The sequence below is a fragment of the Brevundimonas bacteroides DSM 4726 genome (assembly GCF_000701445.1).
Lineage (GTDB): Bacteria > Pseudomonadota > Alphaproteobacteria > Caulobacterales > Caulobacteraceae > Brevundimonas > Brevundimonas bacteroides.
In genome coordinates this window covers 63,088-83,694 of sequence record NZ_JNIX01000008.1, presented here as the reverse complement: position 1 = coordinate 83,694, position 20,607 = coordinate 63,088, and the positions used below count along the sequence as shown (strand labels likewise).

The following is a 20,607-nucleotide window of genomic DNA, read 5'->3' as shown; positions in this document are numbered from 1 at the left end:
ATCGACGCCGTCCCCGGCGTCGGGGTCCTGACAGCCGCGCGCCGGTCCGCGGGGAGGCCTCCCAGCCCTTCCAACGGCCTCCCCGCACTCGCTGTTTTTCTCAATCATCCAACGACGCGTCGAAAAGCGTCGTGAAAACAACGGCCGTCGCGATTGAGACGCGGCGAACGCGCCCGCATTCGCGCCTCACTCAGACTGGTCTCCGAACAGCAACGGAGATCGTTCATGTCATCCAGCCACAGCGCCCGCCTGACCCTGCCCTATGTCGCGGCGGGGCAGATTCAGAAGCATGTCACCGTCAACGAAGCGCTCGCTCGCCTCGACACCTTGACCCAACTGTTCGTGGTCAGTCGGACCACGACGATCGAGCCGGACTCCGTGGACTCCTTGCACTCCTTGGACTCGGTAGCGGAGGGTAATCTTTACATTCTACCTGCGGGCGCCGTCGGGCAATTCTGGTCCGATTGGAACGCGGGGGATCTGGTCCGCGCCGAGAGCGGAGGCTGGGTGCGCGCGCCTGTTCCAGTCGGGACGGTCGCTTTCGTGCAGGACCGCGAGGAGCTGGTGGTGCGCGAGGCTGGCGGTTGGACACCGCTGATCCGCCGGGGCCAGCACCAGAACCTCACCCGGCTGGGCCTCAACACAGAGGCCGATGCGATCAATCCCTTCGCCGCCAAGGTCAACAAGGCCCTGTGGACGGCCCGACCCGAGGCCGATGGCGGCGACGGTGATCTGCGGATCACCCTGAACAAGGACACGCCGGCCGACGTCCTCTCCCTGCTGTTCCAGAGCGGCTACGGCGGCCGGGCCGAGTTCGGTCTGATCGGTGACGACGACCTCGTGCTCAAGGTCTCGGCCGATGGCGCTGACTGGTCCGACGCCTTGCGCATCGACGCCGAGGACGGTCGGGCCTGGTTCCCTCGTGGCGCAGGTCGCGCCGAGGCGGTTCTGCTGACGGCTGGGGGCAGCTGGAGCCCGCCGGACTGGGCGCGGCTGATTTCCGTCATGGCGGTTGGCGGCGGCGGCGCTGGCGGAGCGGGGGCATCGGGTGCTGGCGGGCTCAGGAGCGGCGGCGGCGGAGGGGGAGGCGGGGGCCTGTCGACGGCCCTGTGGCGCACCGCCGACCTGCCGGGGCCGCTGACGGTCGCCATCGGTGCAGGCGGAGCGGCCGGAGCGGACGGCGGCGACACGGTCGTCATATCCAGCGGCGCGACCCTGCTGACCGCAGGAGGCGGCGCGGCCGGTCAGGCCGGCGCGTTCGGCGGCGCGGGCGGCGCGGGTGGCCAGGGTCTGCTCGGCGGCAACGGCGGGGGATCGACCTCGGCTTCAGCGGCGGGCGTGGCGGGGGGCGCGTTCGCCGCCCCAGCCGCGTCAGGTGGCGGTGGCGCAGGCGGTTCGCTCGAGGCGGGCGGCACGGCGCATCCCGGCGGCTCCGGAGGTGCTGGCGGTTTGCTGGCCTGTCCTGCCGTCGGTGGCGCGGTCGGTTCTTCGGCGGCGGGTTCTGCGGGTGCTGCGCCGCCCGTCCCGGTGTCGATCAGTGGCGGGGGAGGTGGCGGCGGGTCCGCCGCCAGCTCCGGGGCTGGCTTCGACGGAGGCGCGGGCGGAGTGCACGGCGCGGGTGGCGGTGGTGGCGGGGCCGGGGTCTCGTCGGGCGGCGCGGGCGGCCCGGGCGCGGCTGGGGCCGTCCTGATCCTGGTGCAGGGATGAGCGCTGTTCGCCGTCGCCGGCGCGCCCTCGATCCTGACGAGCGCCTGCTGGAGCCCGAGGTCTGGGAGCAGCCGCGACGGCTGACCCGCCGCGAGGGCCTGAACCACATCGGCGCCGACTGGCGCTCCATCCGTCCTGTTTTCCACCCGGAGACGATCGATGACTGACCGGAACCTGATTCCCCCGCTCGCCGAGGCCCAATGGCTGTGGCGGCGGCTGTATGTGTTCCTCGCCAGCTTCGCCCTGTGGCGGCTGCTGGCCTTGGCGGTCGAGCGGACGGAACCGGCCCAGTTGCCGCGCGTGGCGGCCGGGCTGATGGGGCTCCTGGCCCTCACGCTCGTACTCTACCTCGTCGCCCCGACGGCCCAGCAGCTGGTGGCCTTGCTGGCCAATCTGCGCCTGCGCCTGGCCGAGGGAGGGACGCGATGAGCTTTCGCTTCTCGGCCCGCTCGCGCCGGCGGATGAAAGGTGTCCACCCCGCCTTGGTCGAGGTGATGGAGGAGGCCATCCGCCGCTCCCCCGTCGACTTCATGATCACCGAGGGCCTGAGGTCGCCCGAGCGGCAGGCGGTGCTGGTTCGCGCGGGCGCAAGCCGGACGTCGAAGTCACGGCACCTCACCGGTCACGCGGTGGATGTGGCGGCCCTGATCGACGGCAAGGTGCGGTGGGATTGGCCGCTCTATCCGCGCATCGCGCTCGCGGTGAAGGCGGCAGCGCACGAGCGGGGCGTCCCCATTGTCTGGGGCGGCGACTGGCCGACCTTGCGGGACGGACCCCACTTCGAGCTCGACCGGCGGGTGTTCCCATGAGCACGGCTGGCTTGCTCCGCAGCCTGACGCCAGTGGGCTGGCTGGTGGGGATCTGCATGGGCCTCGCCGGCGTCGCCATTCTGCTCGGTGGCCTCGGCTTTCGTTGGGACCCGTTCGACCTGGCCCGCCGCAGGGCCGATCGGGCCGAGGCCGCCGCCGATCTGGCGCGGTCCGAGGCGGCCGCCCGCGCGGCAGAGGCCGAGGGCCAGGCCGGCCAGGTCGTCCGGCTGGACGCCGCCCACACCATCATCCGGCGGACTGAGGCCGCCACCACCCCTATCCTTCTGGAGGCTCGAACCGCTCATGACGCTGACCTGCCGCTTTCGCCTGACCGTCTCGATCGTCTGCGCGCTCACGATGACGAACTGTGCCGCATCGCGTCCGACCTCGGCGGATGCGCCGCCGCGCCTGACCCTGCCCGAGACCGCCGCCCGGCCCTGTGACCTGTACCGGCTGCCCGACGGGGCGACGCTGGCGGACCTGGAGATCGGCTACGTCACGCGCGGGGCCCAGCTCGTGGCCTGCGACGCGGCGCGGCGGCTGGCGGTCGAGACGCTGAAGGCCGAGCGCGCGGCGCAGGCGGTGTCGCCGTGAGACTCAGCCCGTCAAGCGAGCGAGCGCGGCCTGATAGTTGGAAATCTGGTTCGTCAGATAGGTCGGCACCGGGCCGTTGGCGGCGCTGGTCTCGTTTTCCGGAGCTAGGGCGCGATAGGCGTCGCGGATGGCCTTCAAGGCCGCCTGGATCTTCTCGCCGGCGGTCTTGATGGCGGCGGCGTCGTTCAGCGTCAGGCCGCTGGGCAGGTTCAGGCCGAAGGTGCGGGTCACGTCGTCGCCGGACGCCTGGCCGATGAAGCCGGGCGAGAGGCCGAGCCCCAGCAGGGCGTCGCGGCCAGTCTCGCCGGACGTCAGCACCGCGCCGGTGACGCCGTCCTTGGCCGTGATCGACAGACGCTGGAAGCCGCCGGTGGTGGTCGTCGTCTCTCCGTCCTTGCCGGTGACCGCGCCGCCCTCGGAGGCCACGGTGACCTTCAGTTTGCCGTTGGAGGCGATGCTGATCTTGCGGGCGAGGGTTGCCAGGGTGTCCTTGGCTTCGATCGTGACGGCTTGCGCCCGTCCGCCGTCGGCGGGCGAGACGTAGAAGCGGTCGCCGACCCTCAGAGAAGTCGCGTCGATCAGCCGCTTGGAGTCGGACTGGTCGATCTCGCCCTGGGGCAGTCCCAGGCGGTCCAGGACCGAGGCACCGTTCGCTGCCACTGCCAGCGTCAGCGGCTTGGCCTGACCGTTGTCGCCCGACCAGCTGCGTTCGTACTCCACAGCGCCCGTCAGCGGATTGATGCGGGCGAGGAAGCCGCGCGTGGGGTCTTCCGGCTTGGCCGCGACCGAGCGGTCGGCGATGCCGGTGATCCAGACCTTGCCGTCGTGGACCTTGACGTCGGCGGCGGTGTCCTCGCCCGCCGCACCATACCAGGTCAGGCGATCGGAGGCGTCAGCCGACAGGTCGGCGGTCAGGGCCGCAGTGAATACGTCCGACCCGCCCGAGTGCGCCCGCGTGACCGTGCCCGCCGACAGGCCGCTGTCGCGGCTCGTTCCCGTCAGAATGACCCGTCCGTCGGAGACCGAGACGCCTTCGATGGCGCCGGAGATCGCCCCGAGGTCGCGCGTGGCCGCCAGCGTCGGTACGCCAGCCGCGTCGAGCGTGAATCGGCGTACCACCGCCCGGCCGTTCTCGATTCCGGCGGTATAGAGGTTGGATCCATCGACCGTGACCGCGTCGACGCCGTCGTCGGCGCTGGTGCCGAACTGGGTCTGGCCGACGCTGGAGGCCACGATGCCCGCCGTCGGATAGGGTTCACCCGCCTTGAAGGCTTGGACGTAGCCGTCCCAGCCGCCAACCGCCGTCGCGCCAGTGACTGCCGACTTCGCCCGCCCGCCGATGTAGACGACGCCGTCCGCGCCGAAGGCGACGCTGGTCGCCCGGTCCTCGGCGCGGGCGCCGCGTCGCTGGGTCCACTGCTCCTCGCCGTCCGCGTTGAAGACGGTCACAAAGCTATCGGATAGTGTCGCCACTTCACCCGACTTGCCCGCGTCCGTCGCCTTGGTGTTGAGCGCGCCGGTCACCGAGCCCGCGACTGCGACCTGGCCGTTGGCGTCCACCGCGATGGCATAGCCGCTGGCCGTCGAGGCGGCCCCCAGGGTCCGGGTCGCCACAAGCCTGCCGGCGCTGTCGTATTTCATCAGGGCGACGTCCTGGACGCCCTTGATCGGCTGGTTCGAGCCACCGGTCGTCACATCCGCGACGAGCCAGAGCGAGCCATCCGGCCCCACGGCGCTGGCCCGGACTGCGCTGATGCCGTCGGGCAGCTTCTCCTGAGACAGACGACCATCGACCCACTGGGTCTCGCCGACATTGCCGCCGGTGGGTGTCGGGGCGGCTCCGCCATCGGACTGGAACTTGAGCAGCTGGTTCGCCCCGGCCGTACCGAAGCCCTGGACGACATAGACCGCATCGGATCGGTGAGGGGCCGTGAAGCCGATGGTCTCCGTGGACGTCCCCCGGATAGCCAGCGCCCACTTGTCCGGGCCGGCCGGCAGGGTGACGGGCTTGCCGTTGACTTGCACGGTGCGGGCCTCGGACTTGATCTGGTCGCGTCCGATCCTGGTCTGGAAGCCGCCGGCCTCCAGCTTGCCGTTGATGTGGGACAGGACCGCGTCCAGCGTCCGGGGTGTGGCGCCCATGTCGGCCAAGTCGATGGCGATGCTGGTGGTCGTCGTGCCGAGCCCTTGCGGAACCTTCACCGTGATGGAGAAGCGGGTGTCGCCGTCGAAGGCCGCGACCGGCGTGTCCAGCGATCCCTCATGGACCGGACCTGTGATGGAGTTGGCGCTGTCGCGCGGCACGGCGGCGCTGGTCTTGGACAGCGCAGTCGCTGTTCCCTGCACCAGCCGCATATCCTCGAACTCGGCCTTGCCGACATAGGCGGAGATTTCCGACATGCCCGCGGCGAAGCGCCTCTGGATCAGGCTGAGGTCGCTGTTCCCCAGCCCCTGGACCGAGGCGCGATTGGTCAGGGCCGACAGGGTCTCGAGTCCGCGATAGAGGGCGAACAGCTTGGCGTAGTCGGCGGAGGCCCCCCGGACATCGACCGGAACAGCGCCCTCGTTTACGAACTTGCGTCCGCCCAGCGCGGCGCGGACGAGGGCGTCTGGTGCAGGGGCGGAGGCCTGGGCCGCCGTGGCCCAGGGCGCGGTCGGTTGACGCTTTTGTGTAAGGGCTGTCGTCAGGGCAGCCGAAGCCGCAGGGTCGTAGCTTTGCCCAAACAGTCCAAGCAGATAGCCGTTGTTGACGGTCACGGAATTCTCCAGCCGCCAGTATCGGATCTTGGGCTCAACGGGCTGTTAACGTCCGCACTGGGAACGATCGGCGGCGAATCGTGTTTCGATCGGGCCAGACAGGAGGCCGATCATGATGTTTCCCACGTCTCTTATTCAGTCTCTGCTTGCCCTGTACGGACTGGCACCCAAGCCGCATACCAATCGTCGTCGTCCCGCTCCGGTGCTGATCGGAAACCCGACGGCGCGTCCGCGCTAAGGGCTACTGGAACAGCGACAGGATGATCTGCGGGGCCTGGTTGGCGATGGACAGCGCCTGGGCGCCGAGCTGCTGCTGCACCTGCAGGGCCTGAAGTCGGGCGCTTTCCTTGGCTAGATCTGCGTCGACCAGATTGCCTATGCCGCTCTCCAACGTGTCGGTCAGCTTCGACACAAACGTCGTGTGCGCCTGGATCTGCTTGGCCTGAGCCCCGATGTCGCCGAGTGCCTTGTTCAGGGCAGTGATGGAATCGTCCAGCTTGTTCAGGGCTGTGGTCGCGCCCGTGATGGTCAGCAGGCTGTCGGCCAGTCCCAGCGAGATGATCGAACCGCTGAGCGACAGGTCCTTCGACGACAGGGTGATAAACGACGTCGCGTCCGCGTTGGCCAGGAAGCGCAAGCCGTTGGTCAGCGAGCCGTCCAGAATGTTACCGCCGTCGAACGTCGCGTTCTCGACCGCCGAGCCGATGGCGCGCAGCAGGGCCTTGAAGTCCGCGTCCAGCAGTTCGCGCGACTGAGTCTTCAGCGACGTGTCCTTGGCCGCGACGACCTTTTCCTTGAGCTGATTGAGCAGGTCCGAGATCGATTCGCCCGCCGCCAACGCCACGTCAGCAATGGATGTGGCGCGGTCGAGGCTCTGCTTCACGGCCGACAGGGCGCTCGTGTCAGCGCGTTGCTGCTGGGCGATGGCCCAGATGGCCGCATTGTCCTTTGCGCCCTGTACTTTTAGTCCAGTCGAGACTCGGTTCTGGACGCCTGCGAGGCTCTCGTTCGTACGCGCCAGGTTCTGAAGGGCGATCGCCGCGGTGGCGTTGGTGTGGACGCTGTTGCTCATAGGTCTTCTAGCCCCGAATCTTCTTCGTAAGGCTAGGTGTTAACCATGAGCGTATGGTTAACGGGGCTTTGCCGCGTCGGGCGGGCCCGCGCGGATCAGACTTTCAGAGCCGAACGCCGGATCAGGCGCTGGTGTCGATCAGAGCCCCGGCGGCATAGCCTCCGCTTTCGGACAGCTTCAGCACCTCCTCGCGGGGGAACTGGCGGATGACCTCGCCGGTCGTGCTGTCCAGGGTCTTGTAGATGTAGGTCCCTACAGTCGGACCCTCTTCGATGATGAGCCTGTAGCGCGCGGCCTGCTCGGCCTCTTGACGGGCTCGGCCTTCGTTGAAGTCGCCGCTCGCCGCGGACTGCGAAGGAGCGGTCAAAGGGCTGGCGACGCTTAGGATTTTTGCACTGGTCTCCATACGATTTCACGCCGGTCTCGGCCGGCGCCTCCCGCGAACAGTTGGGCGGGACCGAAGTCCCGCCCTTCCATTTCGATTACCGGAACAGTCCCAGCAGGATCGAGGTCGAGGAGTTGGCGATCGACAGAGCCTGCACACCCAGCTGTTGCTTGGTCTGCAGCGACTGCAGTCGCGCGCTTTCCTTGGCCAGATCCGCGTCGACCAGGTTGCCCACGCCCGCTTCCAGGGCGTCCGACAGCTTGCCGACGAACCCGCGGTGGGTTTCGAGCGACTTGGCGCCGGTGCCCAGGCGAGCCAGGGAAGCCGACACGCGGTCGATCGAGCCGTTCACCGCCGTCAGGGCGGTGGCGGCCAGGGTCGAGGTGCCGATCGACATGGTCGCGGTGACCGTATTGATCGTGCCACCCAGACGCAGGTCCTCGTCCTGGACCGTGATGGTCGTGCCCGAGGTGTTGGCCAGGGCGCGATAGCCGGCCGTCTGTGAGCCGTTGAGCAGGTTCACACCGTTGAAGCCGGCATTGTTGACGACGGTGGTGATCTGGTCGCGGATGGCCTTGAAGTCCTCGTTCAGAGCGCTGCGAGCAGCAGTCGTCAGAGAGCTATCGGTCGCGGCGAGCGCCTTTTCCTTCAGCTGAACCAGCAGGTCGGAGACGGATTCGCCGGCGGCCAGGCTGACGTCCACGGCGGAGGCGCCGCGGTCCAGGCTGTCCTTGACGGCGTTCAGCGCCGAGATTTCCGAGCGCTGGCCCTGGGCGATGGCCCAGATGGCGCCGTTGTCCTTGGCCGAGTTGACCTTCTTGCCGGTGTTGATGCGGCTCTGGACGGTGTCCAGCTCGCGGTTCGTGGCTTGAAGGTTCTGCAGCGCCACCATGGCGCCGTTGTTCGTGTTAACGCTGTTCAGCGCCATGACGAGTATCCTTGTTTCAAGGTGACCGACCGTCATTTTGACCGTCGGGGGCATTTTGCCCGTTACGGTCACCAGCAAGGCCGGGGCCAGTGACCAGCGGGCGGGCCTATCAGCCAACTTGTTGAAAAATCGACGGTACTTTGCCTTAACGCCTTTCTTCGCTCGGCAGAATTTGCCGGTTTGCGGCTGTACCGGCAGGAATTGCCGGGCGCCCGGCGGCTTGTGCCGGGTGTGGCGTGCCTAAGCGGTTGACGCGGCGGCCTGAGGCGGGGTTATTGGAGCTGTTCCCCCAGCCGAGCCACCTCATGCAACTTCCCAACGACAACCGCGTGATCCTGGCGGTCGGCGCGGGCCTGGCCATCCTCGCCGCCGTGGTGTTGGCGCTGGTGTTCATGGGCGGCGGGGACGAGAAGAAGGCTTCGGAGGCTGAACCCGCCGAGCCTGGCGCGTTATCGGTCGACGTCGCGGACGCGCCAGAACTGGCCCCCACTCGCGAGTTGCGATGCTTCGTCGATGGGCAGTTCGTCGGTATGGCTACGCTGGCCGACTGCGCCGAGCGCAACGGCCTTGCGACGGATGGGCTGGATGTCGGGCTGGACGCCAGCGGCAACCTCGCGGCGGCCGCCACCGCTTCCTTCGCGCCGCCGCCGACCGCGCCGGCAGAGCAGAACCTCTCCGATAATCCCGAACCCGCCACGCCTGTCGATGGCGTCAACGCCCAGCCGGCCGAGGCCCGGCCGCAGCGAGTGTCCGGCGCGCCCTGCCTTCGCTACACAGGCTCGGAGTGGCGTCAGCTCTCGGGCGGTATGGGTCTGAGAGAGTGCGTCCAGGCTCTGTACGCCGGAACCTGTGTCGGTCCGGGCGAGGCCCAGTATGGCCGCCACGGCAATCTGACCCTCAGGCTCGTGCCGCGCCGCGTGGAACAATCCAACGACAACACCCGTTTCCGCGTCCTGGCCGAACAGGACCGCGCCTGTCAGTTCCCGGGGCTGGGTTGATGCGCATGCGGATTACGACCGTAGGCCTCTTGGCCCTGGTCACGCTGGGAGCTTGCTCCGAACAAGTCCGCGCGCCGCGCGATCCGGGCGTTTGCTACGCCGTGACCCGGCCGGACGGGGAGGTTCAGTTCAATGTGGTCGCCCGCGACCAGCCGCAGATCGAGTTCTGCGCCGCGCGTCTGGAGGAAATGCGGGTGCGCTTCCTGCGTATGGGTGGATCCACGCGCGAGATCACCGGCTCGTTCCAGGGCCAGTTTATCTTCGTCGACGCCCGCGGTGTCTCGTTTAGCCGGACTCTGGATGGAGGGCGTTTCTTCGCTCTCGCCCGAACCGGGGACGGCCGTCTCGCAGTGCCGGGCGCCATACAGCGCGACATCGACGAACTGGGCGTGGTCACCGAAGCCGAAGCGCCGGCGTTCCCCGCAGCGCCGCAGGGCTAGCCGCAAGGGCTGGAACAGAAGCGGAACATCTGTTAACGATTTTATCAGCGGGGCCTGCGGGCCTGAATCCCTAGCGAAAGAACGAGCGACATGGCGGGCAGCGTCAACAAGGTCATCCTGGTCGGCAATCTGGGTCGCGACCCGGAAATCCGCACTACTCCGAACGGCGACCGCATCGCCAACCTGTCGCTCGCGACGTCCGAGACCTGGCGCGACAAGGCCAGCGGTGAGCGCAAGGAAAAGACGGAGTGGCACCGGGTCGCCATCTTCAACGACAACATCGTCAAGGTCGTCGAGAACTATGTGAAGAAGGGCTCGACCATCTACGTCGAGGGCCAGCTGCAGACCCGCAAGTGGACCGACCAGCAGGGCGTGGAAAAGTACACCACCGAGGTCGTGATCGGCCGCTTTAACGGCAATCTGACTTTGCTGGGCGGTCGCGGCGAGGGCGGCGGGGCGTCGCGTTCGAACGACGACGACTATTCCTCTGGCTTCTCGACCGGCGGCGCGAACAAGCCATCCGGCCCGCGCGAGAGCTACGACCTGAACGACGACATTCCGTTCTGAGGCGTCAGTCCCAGACGGCGTCTGGGAAGTGCGTCAGTATTCGTCCATCGGCGGTCAGCAGGCGGGCTCCATCGCTGATGGCATGCGCCACGATCAGTCGATCGAGCGGGTCGCGTGTCCAGGACAGGCTCCGGGATGCTTCGATGACGTCCGTGTAAGTGGAAGGCGCGACCGACAGCTCGCCCACCTCCGCCGCCGACATCAGGACGCGATCAACGCTTACGCCGATGCGGCCGATCTCCGTCAGAATCTCGAGCTCGAGAATGACGGCAGGCGAGATCACCCAGGGCTGAACTCTCGCCAGGCGTAAGGCCTTCGCTCCAAGGGCGCTCTGTCGTCTTCGCGAGAGCCACAGCAGGACGTGCGTATCGAGATGGACGCTCAGCGGGGTGTGTCCTCAGGGGCCCAGTCCAGATGAGACCCATCGGTAATGTCGCCGGGGTCGTATTTTGCGTCGTCTTCTCGGACACCCATGGCCATCGCCGCGTCGAACCGAGCCGCGCGCTGCTCAACCTCCGATGTAGAAGCCAATCGCGCTTTGAACGTCACGGTGGCCTTTCCCTTCCGGGTCACCCGCAGGTCTTCGCCTGTCTCGACGATCCGGTCGAGAATACTGAAAAGATCCTTTCGGAGGTCCGTGGCGGTGATTTCAATCATACGTACATGATCGGCCCAGATAATGTACATGTCAACGGAAACGCCCTGTCACTCACTGTGACGCGCCTCGTCCGCCCGCCTGTGCCATGACCGGCCGGTGACCACCCCCGCCGCCAAGCCGCACCATCCGCTGACCCTTCTGGAGATCGGCGCCATCGTGGCGATCGTGGTGATCTGGGGCGCCAACAACGCCGCCGCCAAGGTGGCGACCGAGACCCTGCCGCCGCTGCTGACCGGCGCGATCCGCTTCGCCATAGCCTCGGTCTGTCTGTTCGCCTTCGTGCGGCCGCCATTTCCGAACTGGAAGAGCCTGCTGCTGATCGTCCTTTTGGGCGGGCCGCTGCACTATGGCCTGATCTACATCGGCTTCTGGCTGGCGGACGACGTCAGCCCGGCCTCGGTGGCGGCCCAGCTCTGGATTCCGTTCACAGCCCTGTTCGCCTTCCTGCTACTGGGGGAGCGGCTGACGCGGTTCGCCCTGCTGGGCCTGATCGTCGCCCTCGTTGGCGTGGCCTGGATGGCGGCCGATCCCCACGCCCTCCACGACTGGTCGGCCATCCTGGTGGTGATCGCCGCCAGCGCTGCCTGGGCCATGACGACGGTGATCGCGCGGCGCACGACCTCCATCCCCCCTCTCAAGATGCAGGGCCTTCTGGCCCTGACCGCCCTGCCGACGCTGGCTCTCGGCTCGGCGGTGTTCGAACGCGATCAGATCGAAGCCGTGCGCTCGGCCACGCCGCTGGTCTGGAGCACGCTGCTGTGGGCGGGCGTCCTGTCGTCGGTGGTGGCGACGACGCTGGTCTTCTGGCTGGTCCAGAGGCGCGAGGCCGGGCGCGTCACGCCCTACTTCCTCGCCACGCCGGTCGTTTCCATCGCCATCGGCTGGGGCTTCCTGGGCGACGTGCTGACGCCGCAGATCCTGACAGGGGCAGCCCTGACGATGGCCGGGGTTGGCGTTGTGGCCCTGGCCGAGAGAGGCCTCAGGGCCGGGGCGGCCAAGGCCTAACCCGCTGGCGCGAAGACCCCGCAGGCGATCCGGGCACCGGCTCCGCCAATCGGCTGGCTGACGTGGTCGTCGGGGTTGGCATGGACGATGAACGACAAGCCGTCGGAGTCCATAAGGTCATGTCCGTGTTGGGAGGTCTGCGAGCCAGCGGCGTAGACCTCGGCATTGGCGGTACCGTCGCTCGCGGCGAAGACGTTCTGAAGATCGCCCAACTCCGGGCCGCCGTCCATGTTGAGCAGGCCGTGCGCGCGATCCGTGGTGGGGTGATCGACGTGCCCGCCCGCCGAGGTGAATCCCGGTCCCTCGCAGGTCCCTGTCATGTGGAGGTGCACGCCATGCCAGCCCGCCGGCCAGTTCCGGCCCTCGACGCGAAACAAGAGACCCAGAGGCCCTCGATAGGCTGTGACCGAGCCCGCGTCCGTGCCGTCAGCTGTCTTGAGCGACGCGATCGCGATCGGCCGAGGCGATTGCGATGAGGTTGGCGCTGTTTGGGCGAAAGCGGCGCAGGCGGCGAGGGGAGCGAAAGCCAGGGCGGCGGCGAAGGCGATGGAGCGCATGATTTCGTCCTTGTGCGGCGGGTCCGAAGGCGGGGGAAAACGGCGTCGAAACTTTGCCTAACAGCCCCCTGGATGCTAGAAAACGCGACAGAGGATCACGTTCCGATTCCGGCTGTCTGAGCCCCGATTTCCTTGACCGACGAACCTATCGACGACGCCCTTCCGCCTGCCAGCGGAGGTGGGGCTGGCCCCTCTGATTCGGGCGACATCGCCATCATCACCATCGAGGACGAGCTGAAACGTTCGTACCTCGATTACGCCATGAGCGTGATCGTCAGCCGCGCCTTGCCGGACGCGCGCGACGGCCTGAAACCCGTCCACCGCCGCATCATCTATGCGATGCACGAGGAAGGACGGACCTCGGACCGCAAGTATGTGAAGTCGGCCAACATCGTCGGCGACGTCATGGGCCGCTATCACCCGCACGGCGACGGGGCGATCTATGACGCCATGGTGCGCATGGCCCAGCCGTTTTCGATGGGCCTGCTGCTGGTCGACGGCCAGGGCAACTTCGGCTCGGTCGACGGCGATCCGCCCGCCGCCATGCGCTACACCGAAAGCCGCATGACCAAGGCCGCCGAGGCCCTGATCGCCGACATCGACAAGGACACCGTCGACTTCCAGGAGAACTACGACGGCGCCCGGCTGGAGCCGGTGGTCCTGCCCAGCCGCATTCCGAACCTGCTGGTCAACGGCGCGGGCGGTATCGCCGTGGGCATGGCCACCAACATCCCACCGCACAATCTGGGCGAGGTGATCGACGCGGCCGTGGCCCTGCTGGACGATCCCGAGGTGTCGGACGACGCCCTGCTGGACCTCGTGCCCGGTCCGGACTTCCCCACCGGCGGCGAGATTCTGGGCCGCACCGGCGCGAGGAATGCGCTGCGCGACGGTCGCGGCTCGGTCATGGTGCGCGGCGTCGCCACCATCGAGACGATCCGCAAGGACCGCGAGGCGATCATCGTCACCGAGCTGCCCTATCAGGTGAACAAGAAGACGCTTCAGGAACGCATCGCCGAGATGGTGCGCGAGAAGCGCATCGAGGGCATCTCCGACGTCCGCGACGAGTCCGACCGCCAGGGCATGCGCCTGGTCATCGAGCTGAAGCGCGATGCGTCCGGCGATGTCGTGCTGAACCAGCTGTGGCGCTTTTCTGCCATGCAGTCGTCGTTCGGCGTCAATATGTTGGCGCTCAACCACGGTCGACCCGAGCAGATGGGCTTGCGCAAGCTGCTGGAGCTCTTCCTGGAGTTCCGCGAGGAGGTCGTGGTCCGCCGGACCAAGTTCGAACTCGCCAAGGCGCGCGACCGGGGCCACATCCTGGTCGGTCTGGCCGTCGCCGTCGCCAACATCGACGAGGTCATCCAGATCATCCGCTCCTCGGCCGATCCGACCGAGGCGCGCGAACGCCTGATCGCCAAGGCCTGGCCCGTGGGCGACATGATGGCCCTGATCGAACTGATCGCCGATCCGCGCACGGCCCTGGTCGAGGGCGACAAGATCCGCCTGACCGACGAACAGGCGCGCGGCATCCTGGCGTTGACCCTGTCCCGCCTGACGGGTCTGGGCCGCGACGACATCTTCGGCGAGGCGCGGGGTCTGGCCGACACCATCCAGGGCCACCTGACGATCCTGTCGGACCGCAAGAACATCCTCGCCATCATCCGCGAGGACCTGCTGCTGGTGAAGGAGCAGTTCGCCGTGCCGCGCCGCACCGTCATCGGCGAGGGCGACTTCGAGCTGGAAGACGAGGACCTGATCCCGCGCGAGGACATGGTCGTGACCGTGACCCACGGCGGCTACGTCAAGCGGGTCGCCCTCTCGGCGTATCGCAGCCAGCATCGCGGCGGCAAGGGCAAGTCGGGCATGTCCATGAAGGACGAGGACGCCGTCGTCGGCGTGTTCTCGGCCTCGACCCACACGCCGGTGCTGTTCTTCGCCACCAACGGCAAGGCCTACAAGCTCAAGGTCTGGAGGCTGCCGCTGGGCGCCCCCAACTCCCGCGGCAAGGCGTTCGTCAACCTGCTGCCGATCGAGCCGGGCGACTCGATCATGAACGTCCTGCCCCTGCCGGAGGACGAGGCGACCTGGGGCGACTACGACATCATGTTCGCCACGCGCTCGGGCGACGTGCGCCGGAACAAGCTGAGCGACTTCGCCACGGTCAACCGGGCCGGCAAGATCGCCATGAAGCTGGAGGACGGCGACCACATGGTGGGCGTGGCGCTGTGCACCGCCGAGGACGATGTCCTGCTGACGACCGCGCTCGGTCGCGCCATCCGGTTCAAGGCCGACGACGTGCGCGTGTTCAAGGGGCGGGACTCGACCGGCGTGCGGGGCGTTCGCCTGCAGGATGGCGATGAGGTCATCTCCATGGCCATTCTCGGCCGCGTGGATGCGACCCCAGATGAGCGCGCCGCCTACGTCAAGCACGCCAACGCCATGCGGCGCGCCGCCGGCGAGGGCGAGGACGAGACGCCCGCCGTCGAGGTCGACGACGAGGCCGAGGGCTCAGGCGACGCCGCCCTGTCGGTCGAACGCATCGCCGAACTGGGCGCGGCCGAGCAGTTCATCCTGACGGTCACCGAGACCGGCTTCGGCAAGCGGTCGTCCGCTTACGAATACCGGCGCACCGGCCGGGGCGGGCAGGGGCTGACGGCTCACGGCCTGGGCGGTCGCGCGGGCAACCGGCTCGCGGCGGCCTTCCCGGTCGAGGAAGGCGACGACCTGCTGATGGTCACCTCCGGCGGTCAGATGATCCGCACGCCGGTGGCCCAGATCCGCATCGTCGGTCGCGCATCGCAGGGGGTGACGGTGTTCCGCACCGCCGAGGGCGAGAAGGTCGTCTCGGTCGAGCGCCTGGCGGACAGCGGCGGCGACGATGAGGGCGATAGCGAGTGACTCTCTCCCAGAGGGAGAAGGCTTGAGCGTCCAAGAGCGCAGCGATTGGAAACGCGAAAGGGTGAGGGGTTCTGCCCTCACCGGATCGCACCGTACGCCCTCATCCTTTCGGCTGGCGCATCGCTGCGTTCTGCGAGCCTCAAACCCTCTCTCCTCGGGAGAGGGGTCATGCTGATCAATGGTCTTGCGCCGACGGTCGATGACCTCACCTACTTCGCCACGACGAACTACGGGGCCTACACCTCTTTCCGCGTGGAGGCTGGCGGCGTGCGCGGGCTGGACCTGCACCTTGCCCGGCTGGACGCATCAGCAAGCGCTCTTTTCGGTGACCTCCTCCCCGAGGATGATGTTCGCGGCTTCATGCGCACAGCGCTCGGCGATCAGACCGACGCCTGGCTCAGGATCGGCCTTTTTTCCCCAGACATCTGGGCGAGGACGCCGGATGTGGTCGTGCGGCCTCGCGTACTGACAACCGTCAGTCCGCCCCCGCCGCCGCTGGCGAGCGCCATGCGGCTGCGGCCCCAGACCCATGCTCGCCTGCTTCCCGAGCACAAGCATACGGCCACCATCGAAGCGATTCATGCCCGACGCACAGCGCGCAAGGCCGGGTTCGACGATGCGCTATATGTCAACGGCGACGGCCTCATTTCGGAAGGCAGCCTCTGGAACATCGGCCTTCTGTCCGGCGGCACGGTCGTGTGGCCGCAGGCGCCCATGCTGGCCGGGGTCGCTCAGGCCCTGATCGCGCAGGGGCTGACCGGCCAAGGGATGAAGGCGGAGACCCGGCCCATCCGCATCAGTGACCTGTCCGCCTTCGACGGCGCTTTCATCTGCAACAGCGCCACGCCCGCCTGCGCGGTCACGGCGATCGGTGATGTCGCGTTCAATGTCGATGAAGCCCGGCTCAACCGCCTCCGCGCCGCCTGGGCCTCGGCGCCGCTTCAGCCGATCTAGGCCGCCTGCTTGATGCGGTTGCCGTCGTCCAGCAGCACGACAGTCGGCGACCACTGACGGGCTTCTTCCGCCGGCAGCTGTCCATAGGTGACCACGATCACCTTGTCGTTCTTCTGCACCAGGCGCGCCGCCGCGCCGTTGACGCCGATCACCCTGGAGCCACGCGGCGCCTCGATGGCGTAGGTGGTGAAGCGCGCGCCGTTGGTGATGTTCAACACATCGACCTGCTCATGCGGATAGATGCCGGCGGCATCCAGCAGATCGCCGTCGATGGCGATGGAGCCTTCATAGTCCAGGTCGGCCTGGGTCACCGTGGCGCGGTGCAGCTTGGCCTTCATCATCGTGACCAGCATGGGGAGTGCGGTCCAGTCGTGACGCGGGGCGATCGGCCCCCGCTCGCAGACGGCGGATATAGGGATTTCCGGTCCCGCCATCAATCGCGATGCTGCACCGCGTCAGAGGCGGTCAGTTGGCGACGATCCAGCCGCCCGACGACGCCTCGCGCGCGGCTGCGTTGGTCGGGCGGGCGACCAGGCCCGACTGCGTGATCCAGACCTCGTAGGTCGCGCCGTCTCGCATCGGCATATAGGCTCCGGAGCCATACAGCGTATCGACCGCGTCGACGTATCGCCGATACTTGCGCGCGGTCTCCCAGAGCGACAGCGACCAAGGCAGGCCGTCGGGATCGGCGTCGCTGGACAGGGCATGGACGCTCCGGGCGCCGCTGCGTTCCTGCTCGATGTTCTGATAGCGGCCGGACAGACGGTCCAGCCGGTACTGCGCGTCCAGCCCCAGCACATTGGCCCACGGCTTCCAGCGCAGTACCTGGGCCTCCACGCGCCATTCGTCGCCGTGCACGGGATAGACTGCCGTGCGGTCCGGCTGGTCTCCGAGGGCCGGCTGGACCACCGTGACCTCGAAATACTGCGGGGCCAGCTGCCGCGACGACAGTGTCGCGACCGGCCGTTCATAGGTCAGGCGCGCATAGGTCTGCGCGTTCTGGCCCAGCAGCCCCGCGATCGAGGCGACAGCCAGCAATCCCGCACCGGCCAGGCCGCCGAAGATGCCTCTGAGAATACGCCCCCGGAACAGGCCGATCAGGGCGAGCAGGACCCAGATGGCCCCCAGCACAGCGACCGCCGCCGGCACGATCCACCACCACCCGACCATCGACGCCTCCCGAAACGGCACAGCTGATTAACTGAATGCCTTCACCCTGCACAGGTTGCGCCGTTTATGGCCAAGCTGGACACGCGCCGGGCGACCGTTCAATCACGCCGTCCAATGCGCGACGCGATCCGTGATGTCCTCAACCAGCTGAACCGGTTCGCCCGCGAGCGCACGCTTGGCCGTTCGATTGTGCTGGCGCTGGCGGTGGCGCTTGGCGCGCTGCTGGTCGCCAATCTCAGCACCTTCGTGCTTGTCCAGCGGACTGCGCAGTTCAACGAGACCGTGGACGCGCAATGGCAGGCGCGCCGCTCCGGCCGCGTGCTGCTGCTGAACCTCAAGGACGCGGAGACGGCGCACCGGGGCTATCTGTTGACCGGTCAATCGGATTTCCTGCTCAGCTACCGCGCCGCGATCGCCGCGCAGGACACCCTACTGCAACAGTTCCGGACCCGCATCGGCACGGACAGCGAGGGTGAGGGGGACGCCGAGATCGTGACGCGGCTGTCGCGCGACAAGATCCTGGAAATGGACCAGACGCTGGATCTCTATCGTCAGGGCCGGGCGCTGGAGGCAATCGCGGCCGTACGCAGCGGCGAAGGCCAACGGTTGATGCGTGAACTGGATGCAGCGCTCGGCGACGTCGACCAGAGAATCGGCGGCGAGGTGGCCGAAGCGACTGCACGCTCGGAAGGCTCGGCCGCCTTCACCAGCGTCGTCAACACCCTGGCGGGGTTGCTCATCCTGGTGCTGGCCGGGATCGTCTTCCTGCTTGTCCGGCGCTACCTCGACGAGGTGCAGGCCAAGCAGGCCGAACTGGACCGCGTCAACGCCGGGCTGGAAGAGACCATCCGCAACCGCACCGCCGCCCTGACGCGGGCGAATGAGGAGGTTCAGCGGTTCGCCTACATCGTCAGCCACGACCTGCGCTCGCCGCTGGTCAACGTCATGGGCTACACGGCGGAACTGGATCAGGCCGGGCGCACGCTGGAGGGCGCGCTGTCCAACGCCGAGGTGGAGCGGGCGGTCGATCCCGCCGTCGTTACCGCGATCCGCGAGGACATCCCCGAGGCCATCGGCTTCATCCGCGCCTCAACCGAGAAGATGGATCGGCTGATCAACGCCATCCTCAAACTGTCGCGCGAAGGTCGCCGCAATCTGGTCCCGGAGATGCTGGACGTCACCAAGATGGTCCGTCGAATCGCCGAAAGCGTGTCTCATCAGCTGGATCAGGCGGATGCCGAGATCGCGATCGGCGACCTGCCCGAGATGGAGAACGACCGGCTGTCGATCGAGCAGATCATGGGCAACCTGATCGACAACGCCGTGAAGTATCTCGATCCGAAGCGGCCCGGCCGGATCGAGGTGCGGGGCCGCGACGTGCCGGGCGGCTGGGTCGAATATGAGGTCGCCGACAACGGCCGCGGCATTTCCGAGAGGGACCACGAGCGCATCTTCGAGCTGTTCCGTCGCTCGGGCCGGCAGGACCGGCCGGGCGAGGGGCTGGGGCTGGCCTTCGTGAGGAACAGCGTTCGGCGTCTGGGCGGCGAGATCACCGTCGAGTCCACGCTGGGCGAAGGCTCGACTTTCCGCCTGAAATTTCCCAAACGCCTGATCCTCGACGAGGTCGGAGAAACCCTGTGAGCACACCCGTCAAAATCCTCATGGTCGAAGACGACCACGGTCACGCCAAGCTGATCGAGAAGAACATCCGCCGAGCCAATATCTCCAACGAGATCGTCCACTTCGACGCAGGCCAGCCGGCGCTGGACTATCTGTTCTCCGCGGAAGTGCTGGCGAACGGGCCGCTGCTGATCCTGCTGGATCTGAACCTGCCTGACATGCAGGGCACCGACATCCTGGCCGAGGTGAAGCGCGACGAGAGGCTGAAGCGCGCCCCGGTGGTGGTGCTGACCACCACCGACGACAAGACCGAGATCCAGCGCTGCTATGACCTGGGCTGCAACGTCTACATCACCAAGCCGGTGGACTACGAAAGCTTCGCCGCCGCCATCCGCCAGCTGGGCCTGTTCCTGTCGGTGATGCAGGCGCCGCACATCGAATGACCGACGCCCGGCCGCCCATCCGGCTGCTCTACATCGACGACGACCGCGGCCTGTCGCGGCTCGTGCAGAAGGAGCTCGGCCGCCACGGCTATGAGGTTACGCTAGCCCCCGACGGCGACGCGGGGCTGGCGGCACTGAACGGCGAGGCCGTCTTCGACATCATCGCGCTGGATCACTACATGCCTGGCCGCGACGGGCTGGACGTACTTCCGTGCATCCTGGACCGCCCGTCGCCGCCGCCGGTGGTCTATGTCACGGGCGCGCAGGAAGGTCGGATCGCGGTCGCCGCGCTCCGGGCCGGGGCCGCCGACTACGTGATCAAGGATGTTTCGGAGGACTTCACGGCGCTGCTGCGTTCCGCGCTTGAGGACGCCCTGCTGCGCCGCCGGCTTGAGCGCGAGAACGAGGAGGCCCAGGAACAGGTGCGTCTGGCCCGCGATCGCGCCGAGGCCATGCTGCGCGAGGTCAATCACCGCGTGGGGAACTCGCTGCAGCTGGTGTCCAGCTTCATGTCGCTGCAGCAGCGGCATCTGTCGGACGAGGGCGCTCGCGCTGCGCTGCGCGAGGCCCAGGCGCGAATCGAGGCCGTGGCCCATGTGCATCGGCGGCTTTACACGTCGGGCGACATGGAACGAGTGGAGCTGGACGCCTATCTGGAAGGCCTGTGCGGCGAATTGGGTAAGTCGGTCGGCCCGGACGGCGCTCCGACGATCCACCTGAAGGCCCAGCCGATCTGGGTCTCGACTGATCAGGCCGTGTCGCTTGGCGTCGTGGTCACCGAGCTGATCACCAACGCGGTGAAATACGCCTATGCGCCGGGGCAGGGCGGAGAGATCCGCGTGATCCTGGAGCCCGACGCTGAAGGCCGTCGCGCCATCCTGACGGTCGAGGACGACGGACCCGGTCTGGGCGAGGGGACGCCCAAGGGCACGGGGCTGGGCGGCAAGATCATCACGGCTATGGCGTCGGGTCTGCGCTCGGCCATCGAGTTCGATCAGGCGCACAAGGGCGTGCGCGCGCGGCTGGCTTTCGACCTTTGACG

General features: G+C 67.7%; 24 protein-coding genes. 15 read left to right on the top strand and 9 right to left on the bottom strand.

Going from position 1 to position 20,607, the window contains the following annotated elements; genetic code table 11:
- The first annotated feature begins 225 nt into the window (after positions 1 to 225).
- From Q333_RS17955 to Q333_RS16340, 6 genes are read left to right on the top strand one after another with little or no spacing between them, the layout of a single operon-like run.
- The gene (locus tag Q333_RS17955; RefSeq protein WP_029415691.1) at positions 226 to 1,707 is read left to right on the top strand and encodes a DUF2793 domain-containing protein; all 1,482 of its coding nucleotides are present in this window, start codon (positions 226 to 228) and stop codon (positions 1,705 to 1,707) included.
- Complete coding sequence (locus Q333_RS17580; protein WP_157072376.1) at positions 1,704 to 1,874, top strand: hypothetical protein; 171 nt, start codon at positions 1,704 to 1,706, stop codon at positions 1,872 to 1,874. Before Q333_RS17955 ends, Q333_RS17580 begins: the two co-directional genes overlap by 4 nt.
- Positions 1,867 to 2,136, top strand: coding sequence for a hypothetical protein (locus Q333_RS0105220; RefSeq protein ID WP_029415690.1), 270 nt, complete (start codon positions 1,867 to 1,869; stop codon positions 2,134 to 2,136). The genes Q333_RS17580 and Q333_RS0105220 overlap by 8 nt, the downstream gene beginning before the upstream one ends.
- A complete protein-coding gene (locus Q333_RS0105215; protein ID WP_029415689.1) occupies positions 2,133 to 2,516 on the top strand; it encodes a M15 family metallopeptidase in 384 nt (127 codons plus the stop codon). The genes Q333_RS0105220 and Q333_RS0105215 overlap by 4 nt, the downstream gene beginning before the upstream one ends.
- Entirely contained in the window at positions 2,513 to 2,959 is a 447-nt protein-coding gene (locus Q333_RS0105210) for a hypothetical protein (protein WP_029415688.1), read from the top strand. The genes Q333_RS0105215 and Q333_RS0105210 overlap by 4 nt, the downstream gene beginning before the upstream one ends.
- Positions 2,874 to 3,110, top strand: coding sequence for a hypothetical protein (locus tag Q333_RS16340; RefSeq protein ID WP_035293834.1), 237 nt, complete (start codon positions 2,874 to 2,876; stop codon positions 3,108 to 3,110). The genes Q333_RS0105210 and Q333_RS16340 overlap by 86 nt, the downstream gene beginning before the upstream one ends.
- Positions 3,111 to 3,113: 3 nt before the next feature.
- On the opposite strand, the gene Q333_RS0105200 is transcribed toward Q333_RS16340, so the two are convergent.
- The 4 genes from Q333_RS0105200 to Q333_RS0105185 form a co-directional block, all read right to left on the bottom strand.
- On the bottom strand, positions 3,114 to 5,867 hold the full coding sequence (locus tag Q333_RS0105200) for an NHL repeat-containing protein (protein WP_029415686.1): 2,754 nt from the start codon (positions 5,865 to 5,867) through the stop codon (positions 3,114 to 3,116).
- Positions 5,868 to 6,108: 241 nt separating this feature from the next.
- On the bottom strand, positions 6,109 to 6,939 hold the full coding sequence (locus Q333_RS0105195; protein ID WP_029415685.1) for a flagellin: 831 nt from the start codon (positions 6,937 to 6,939) through the stop codon (positions 6,109 to 6,111).
- Between the two features lie 121 nt (positions 6,940 to 7,060).
- On the bottom strand, positions 7,061 to 7,306 hold the full coding sequence (locus tag Q333_RS16335) for a flagellar protein FlaG (RefSeq protein ID WP_035293832.1): 246 nt from the start codon (positions 7,304 to 7,306) through the stop codon (positions 7,061 to 7,063).
- A gap of 115 nt (positions 7,307 to 7,421) precedes the next feature.
- The gene (locus Q333_RS0105185) at positions 7,422 to 8,252 is read right to left on the bottom strand and encodes a flagellin (RefSeq protein ID WP_029415683.1); all 831 of its coding nucleotides are present in this window, start codon (positions 8,250 to 8,252) and stop codon (positions 7,422 to 7,424) included.
- A gap of 305 nt (positions 8,253 to 8,557) precedes the next feature.
- Between Q333_RS0105185 and Q333_RS0105180 the strand changes: the two genes are divergently transcribed.
- The 3 genes from Q333_RS0105180 (at position 8,558) to ssb (ending at position 10,257) form a co-directional block, all read left to right on the top strand.
- Positions 8,558 to 9,250: a hypothetical protein gene (locus Q333_RS0105180; RefSeq protein WP_029415682.1), complete on the top strand. Its 693-nt coding sequence runs from the start codon at positions 8,558 to 8,560 to the stop codon at positions 9,248 to 9,250.
- On the top strand, positions 9,250 to 9,690 hold the full coding sequence (locus Q333_RS0105175) for a hypothetical protein (RefSeq protein ID WP_245591485.1): 441 nt from the start codon (positions 9,250 to 9,252) through the stop codon (positions 9,688 to 9,690). Before Q333_RS0105180 ends, Q333_RS0105175 begins: the two co-directional genes overlap by 1 nt.
- 90 nt (positions 9,691 to 9,780) lie before the next feature.
- Positions 9,781 to 10,257: a single-stranded DNA-binding protein gene (gene ssb, locus Q333_RS0105170; protein WP_029415680.1), complete on the top strand. Its 477-nt coding sequence runs from the start codon at positions 9,781 to 9,783 to the stop codon at positions 10,255 to 10,257.
- A gap of 4 nt (positions 10,258 to 10,261) precedes the next feature.
- Here ssb and Q333_RS0105165 read toward each other — a convergent pair whose 3' ends face one another.
- Positions 10,262 to 10,642, bottom strand: a complete 381-nt coding sequence (locus Q333_RS0105165) for a type II toxin-antitoxin system VapC family toxin (protein ID WP_029415679.1) — start codon at positions 10,640 to 10,642, stop codon at positions 10,262 to 10,264.
- Positions 10,639 to 10,914 (bottom strand): type II toxin-antitoxin system Phd/YefM family antitoxin, encoded by a 276-nt coding sequence (locus Q333_RS0105160; RefSeq protein WP_211249695.1) that lies wholly within the window; start codon positions 10,912 to 10,914, stop codon positions 10,639 to 10,641. The genes Q333_RS0105165 and Q333_RS0105160 overlap by 4 nt, the downstream gene beginning before the upstream one ends.
- Positions 10,915 to 11,011: 97 nt before the next feature.
- Between Q333_RS0105160 and Q333_RS0105155 the strand changes: the two genes are divergently transcribed.
- Positions 11,012 to 11,920, top strand: a complete 909-nt coding sequence (locus Q333_RS0105155; RefSeq protein ID WP_029415677.1) for a DMT family transporter — start codon at positions 11,012 to 11,014, stop codon at positions 11,918 to 11,920.
- Here the strand turns inward: Q333_RS0105155 and Q333_RS0105150 are convergent.
- Positions 11,917 to 12,477, bottom strand: coding sequence for a superoxide dismutase family protein (locus tag Q333_RS0105150; protein WP_029415676.1), 561 nt, complete (start codon positions 12,475 to 12,477; stop codon positions 11,917 to 11,919). The genes Q333_RS0105155 and Q333_RS0105150 overlap by 4 nt on opposite strands.
- Before the next feature lie 132 nt (positions 12,478 to 12,609).
- Here Q333_RS0105150 and gyrA point away from each other — a divergent pair, with 132 nt between their 5' ends.
- Positions 12,610 to 15,378: a DNA gyrase subunit A gene (gene gyrA, locus Q333_RS0105145; protein ID WP_029415675.1), complete on the top strand. Its 2,769-nt coding sequence runs from the start codon at positions 12,610 to 12,612 to the stop codon at positions 15,376 to 15,378.
- Between the two features lie 168 nt (positions 15,379 to 15,546).
- Positions 15,547 to 16,332 carry an aminotransferase class IV gene (locus Q333_RS0105140; RefSeq protein ID WP_029415674.1) on the top strand — a complete coding sequence of 262 codons (786 nt, stop codon included), beginning with the start codon at positions 15,547 to 15,549 and terminating at the stop codon, positions 16,330 to 16,332.
- Here the strand turns inward: Q333_RS0105140 and panD are convergent.
- Both panD and Q333_RS0105130 read right to left on the bottom strand, forming a co-directional pair.
- Complete coding sequence (gene panD / locus Q333_RS0105135) at positions 16,329 to 16,685, bottom strand: aspartate 1-decarboxylase (protein ID WP_029415673.1); 357 nt, start codon at positions 16,683 to 16,685, stop codon at positions 16,329 to 16,331. The two genes, Q333_RS0105140 and panD, sit on opposite strands and share 4 nt — an antisense overlap.
- A 112-nt stretch (positions 16,686 to 16,797) precedes the next feature.
- Positions 16,798 to 17,502 carry a hypothetical protein gene (locus Q333_RS0105130; protein WP_029415672.1) on the bottom strand — a complete coding sequence of 235 codons (705 nt, stop codon included), beginning with the start codon at positions 17,500 to 17,502 and terminating at the stop codon, positions 16,798 to 16,800.
- 114 nt (positions 17,503 to 17,616) lie between these two features.
- On the opposite strand from Q333_RS0105130, the gene Q333_RS0105125 reads away from it, so the two are divergent.
- Genes Q333_RS0105125 through Q333_RS0105115 form a run of 3 tightly spaced genes read left to right on the top strand, consistent with a single transcriptional unit; the run spans position 17,617 to position 20,605 of the window.
- Positions 17,617 to 19,143, top strand: coding sequence for a sensor histidine kinase (locus tag Q333_RS0105125; protein WP_051651135.1), 1,527 nt, complete (start codon positions 17,617 to 17,619; stop codon positions 19,141 to 19,143).
- The gene (locus tag Q333_RS0105120; RefSeq protein WP_245591484.1) at positions 19,140 to 19,565 is read left to right on the top strand and encodes a response regulator; all 426 of its coding nucleotides are present in this window, start codon (positions 19,140 to 19,142) and stop codon (positions 19,563 to 19,565) included. The genes Q333_RS0105125 and Q333_RS0105120 overlap by 4 nt, the downstream gene beginning before the upstream one ends.
- The gene (locus Q333_RS0105115; protein ID WP_029415669.1) at positions 19,562 to 20,605 is read left to right on the top strand and encodes a sensor histidine kinase; all 1,044 of its coding nucleotides are present in this window, start codon (positions 19,562 to 19,564) and stop codon (positions 20,603 to 20,605) included. The genes Q333_RS0105120 and Q333_RS0105115 overlap by 4 nt, the downstream gene beginning before the upstream one ends.
- The last annotated feature ends 2 nt before the right edge of the window (positions 20,606 to 20,607 follow it).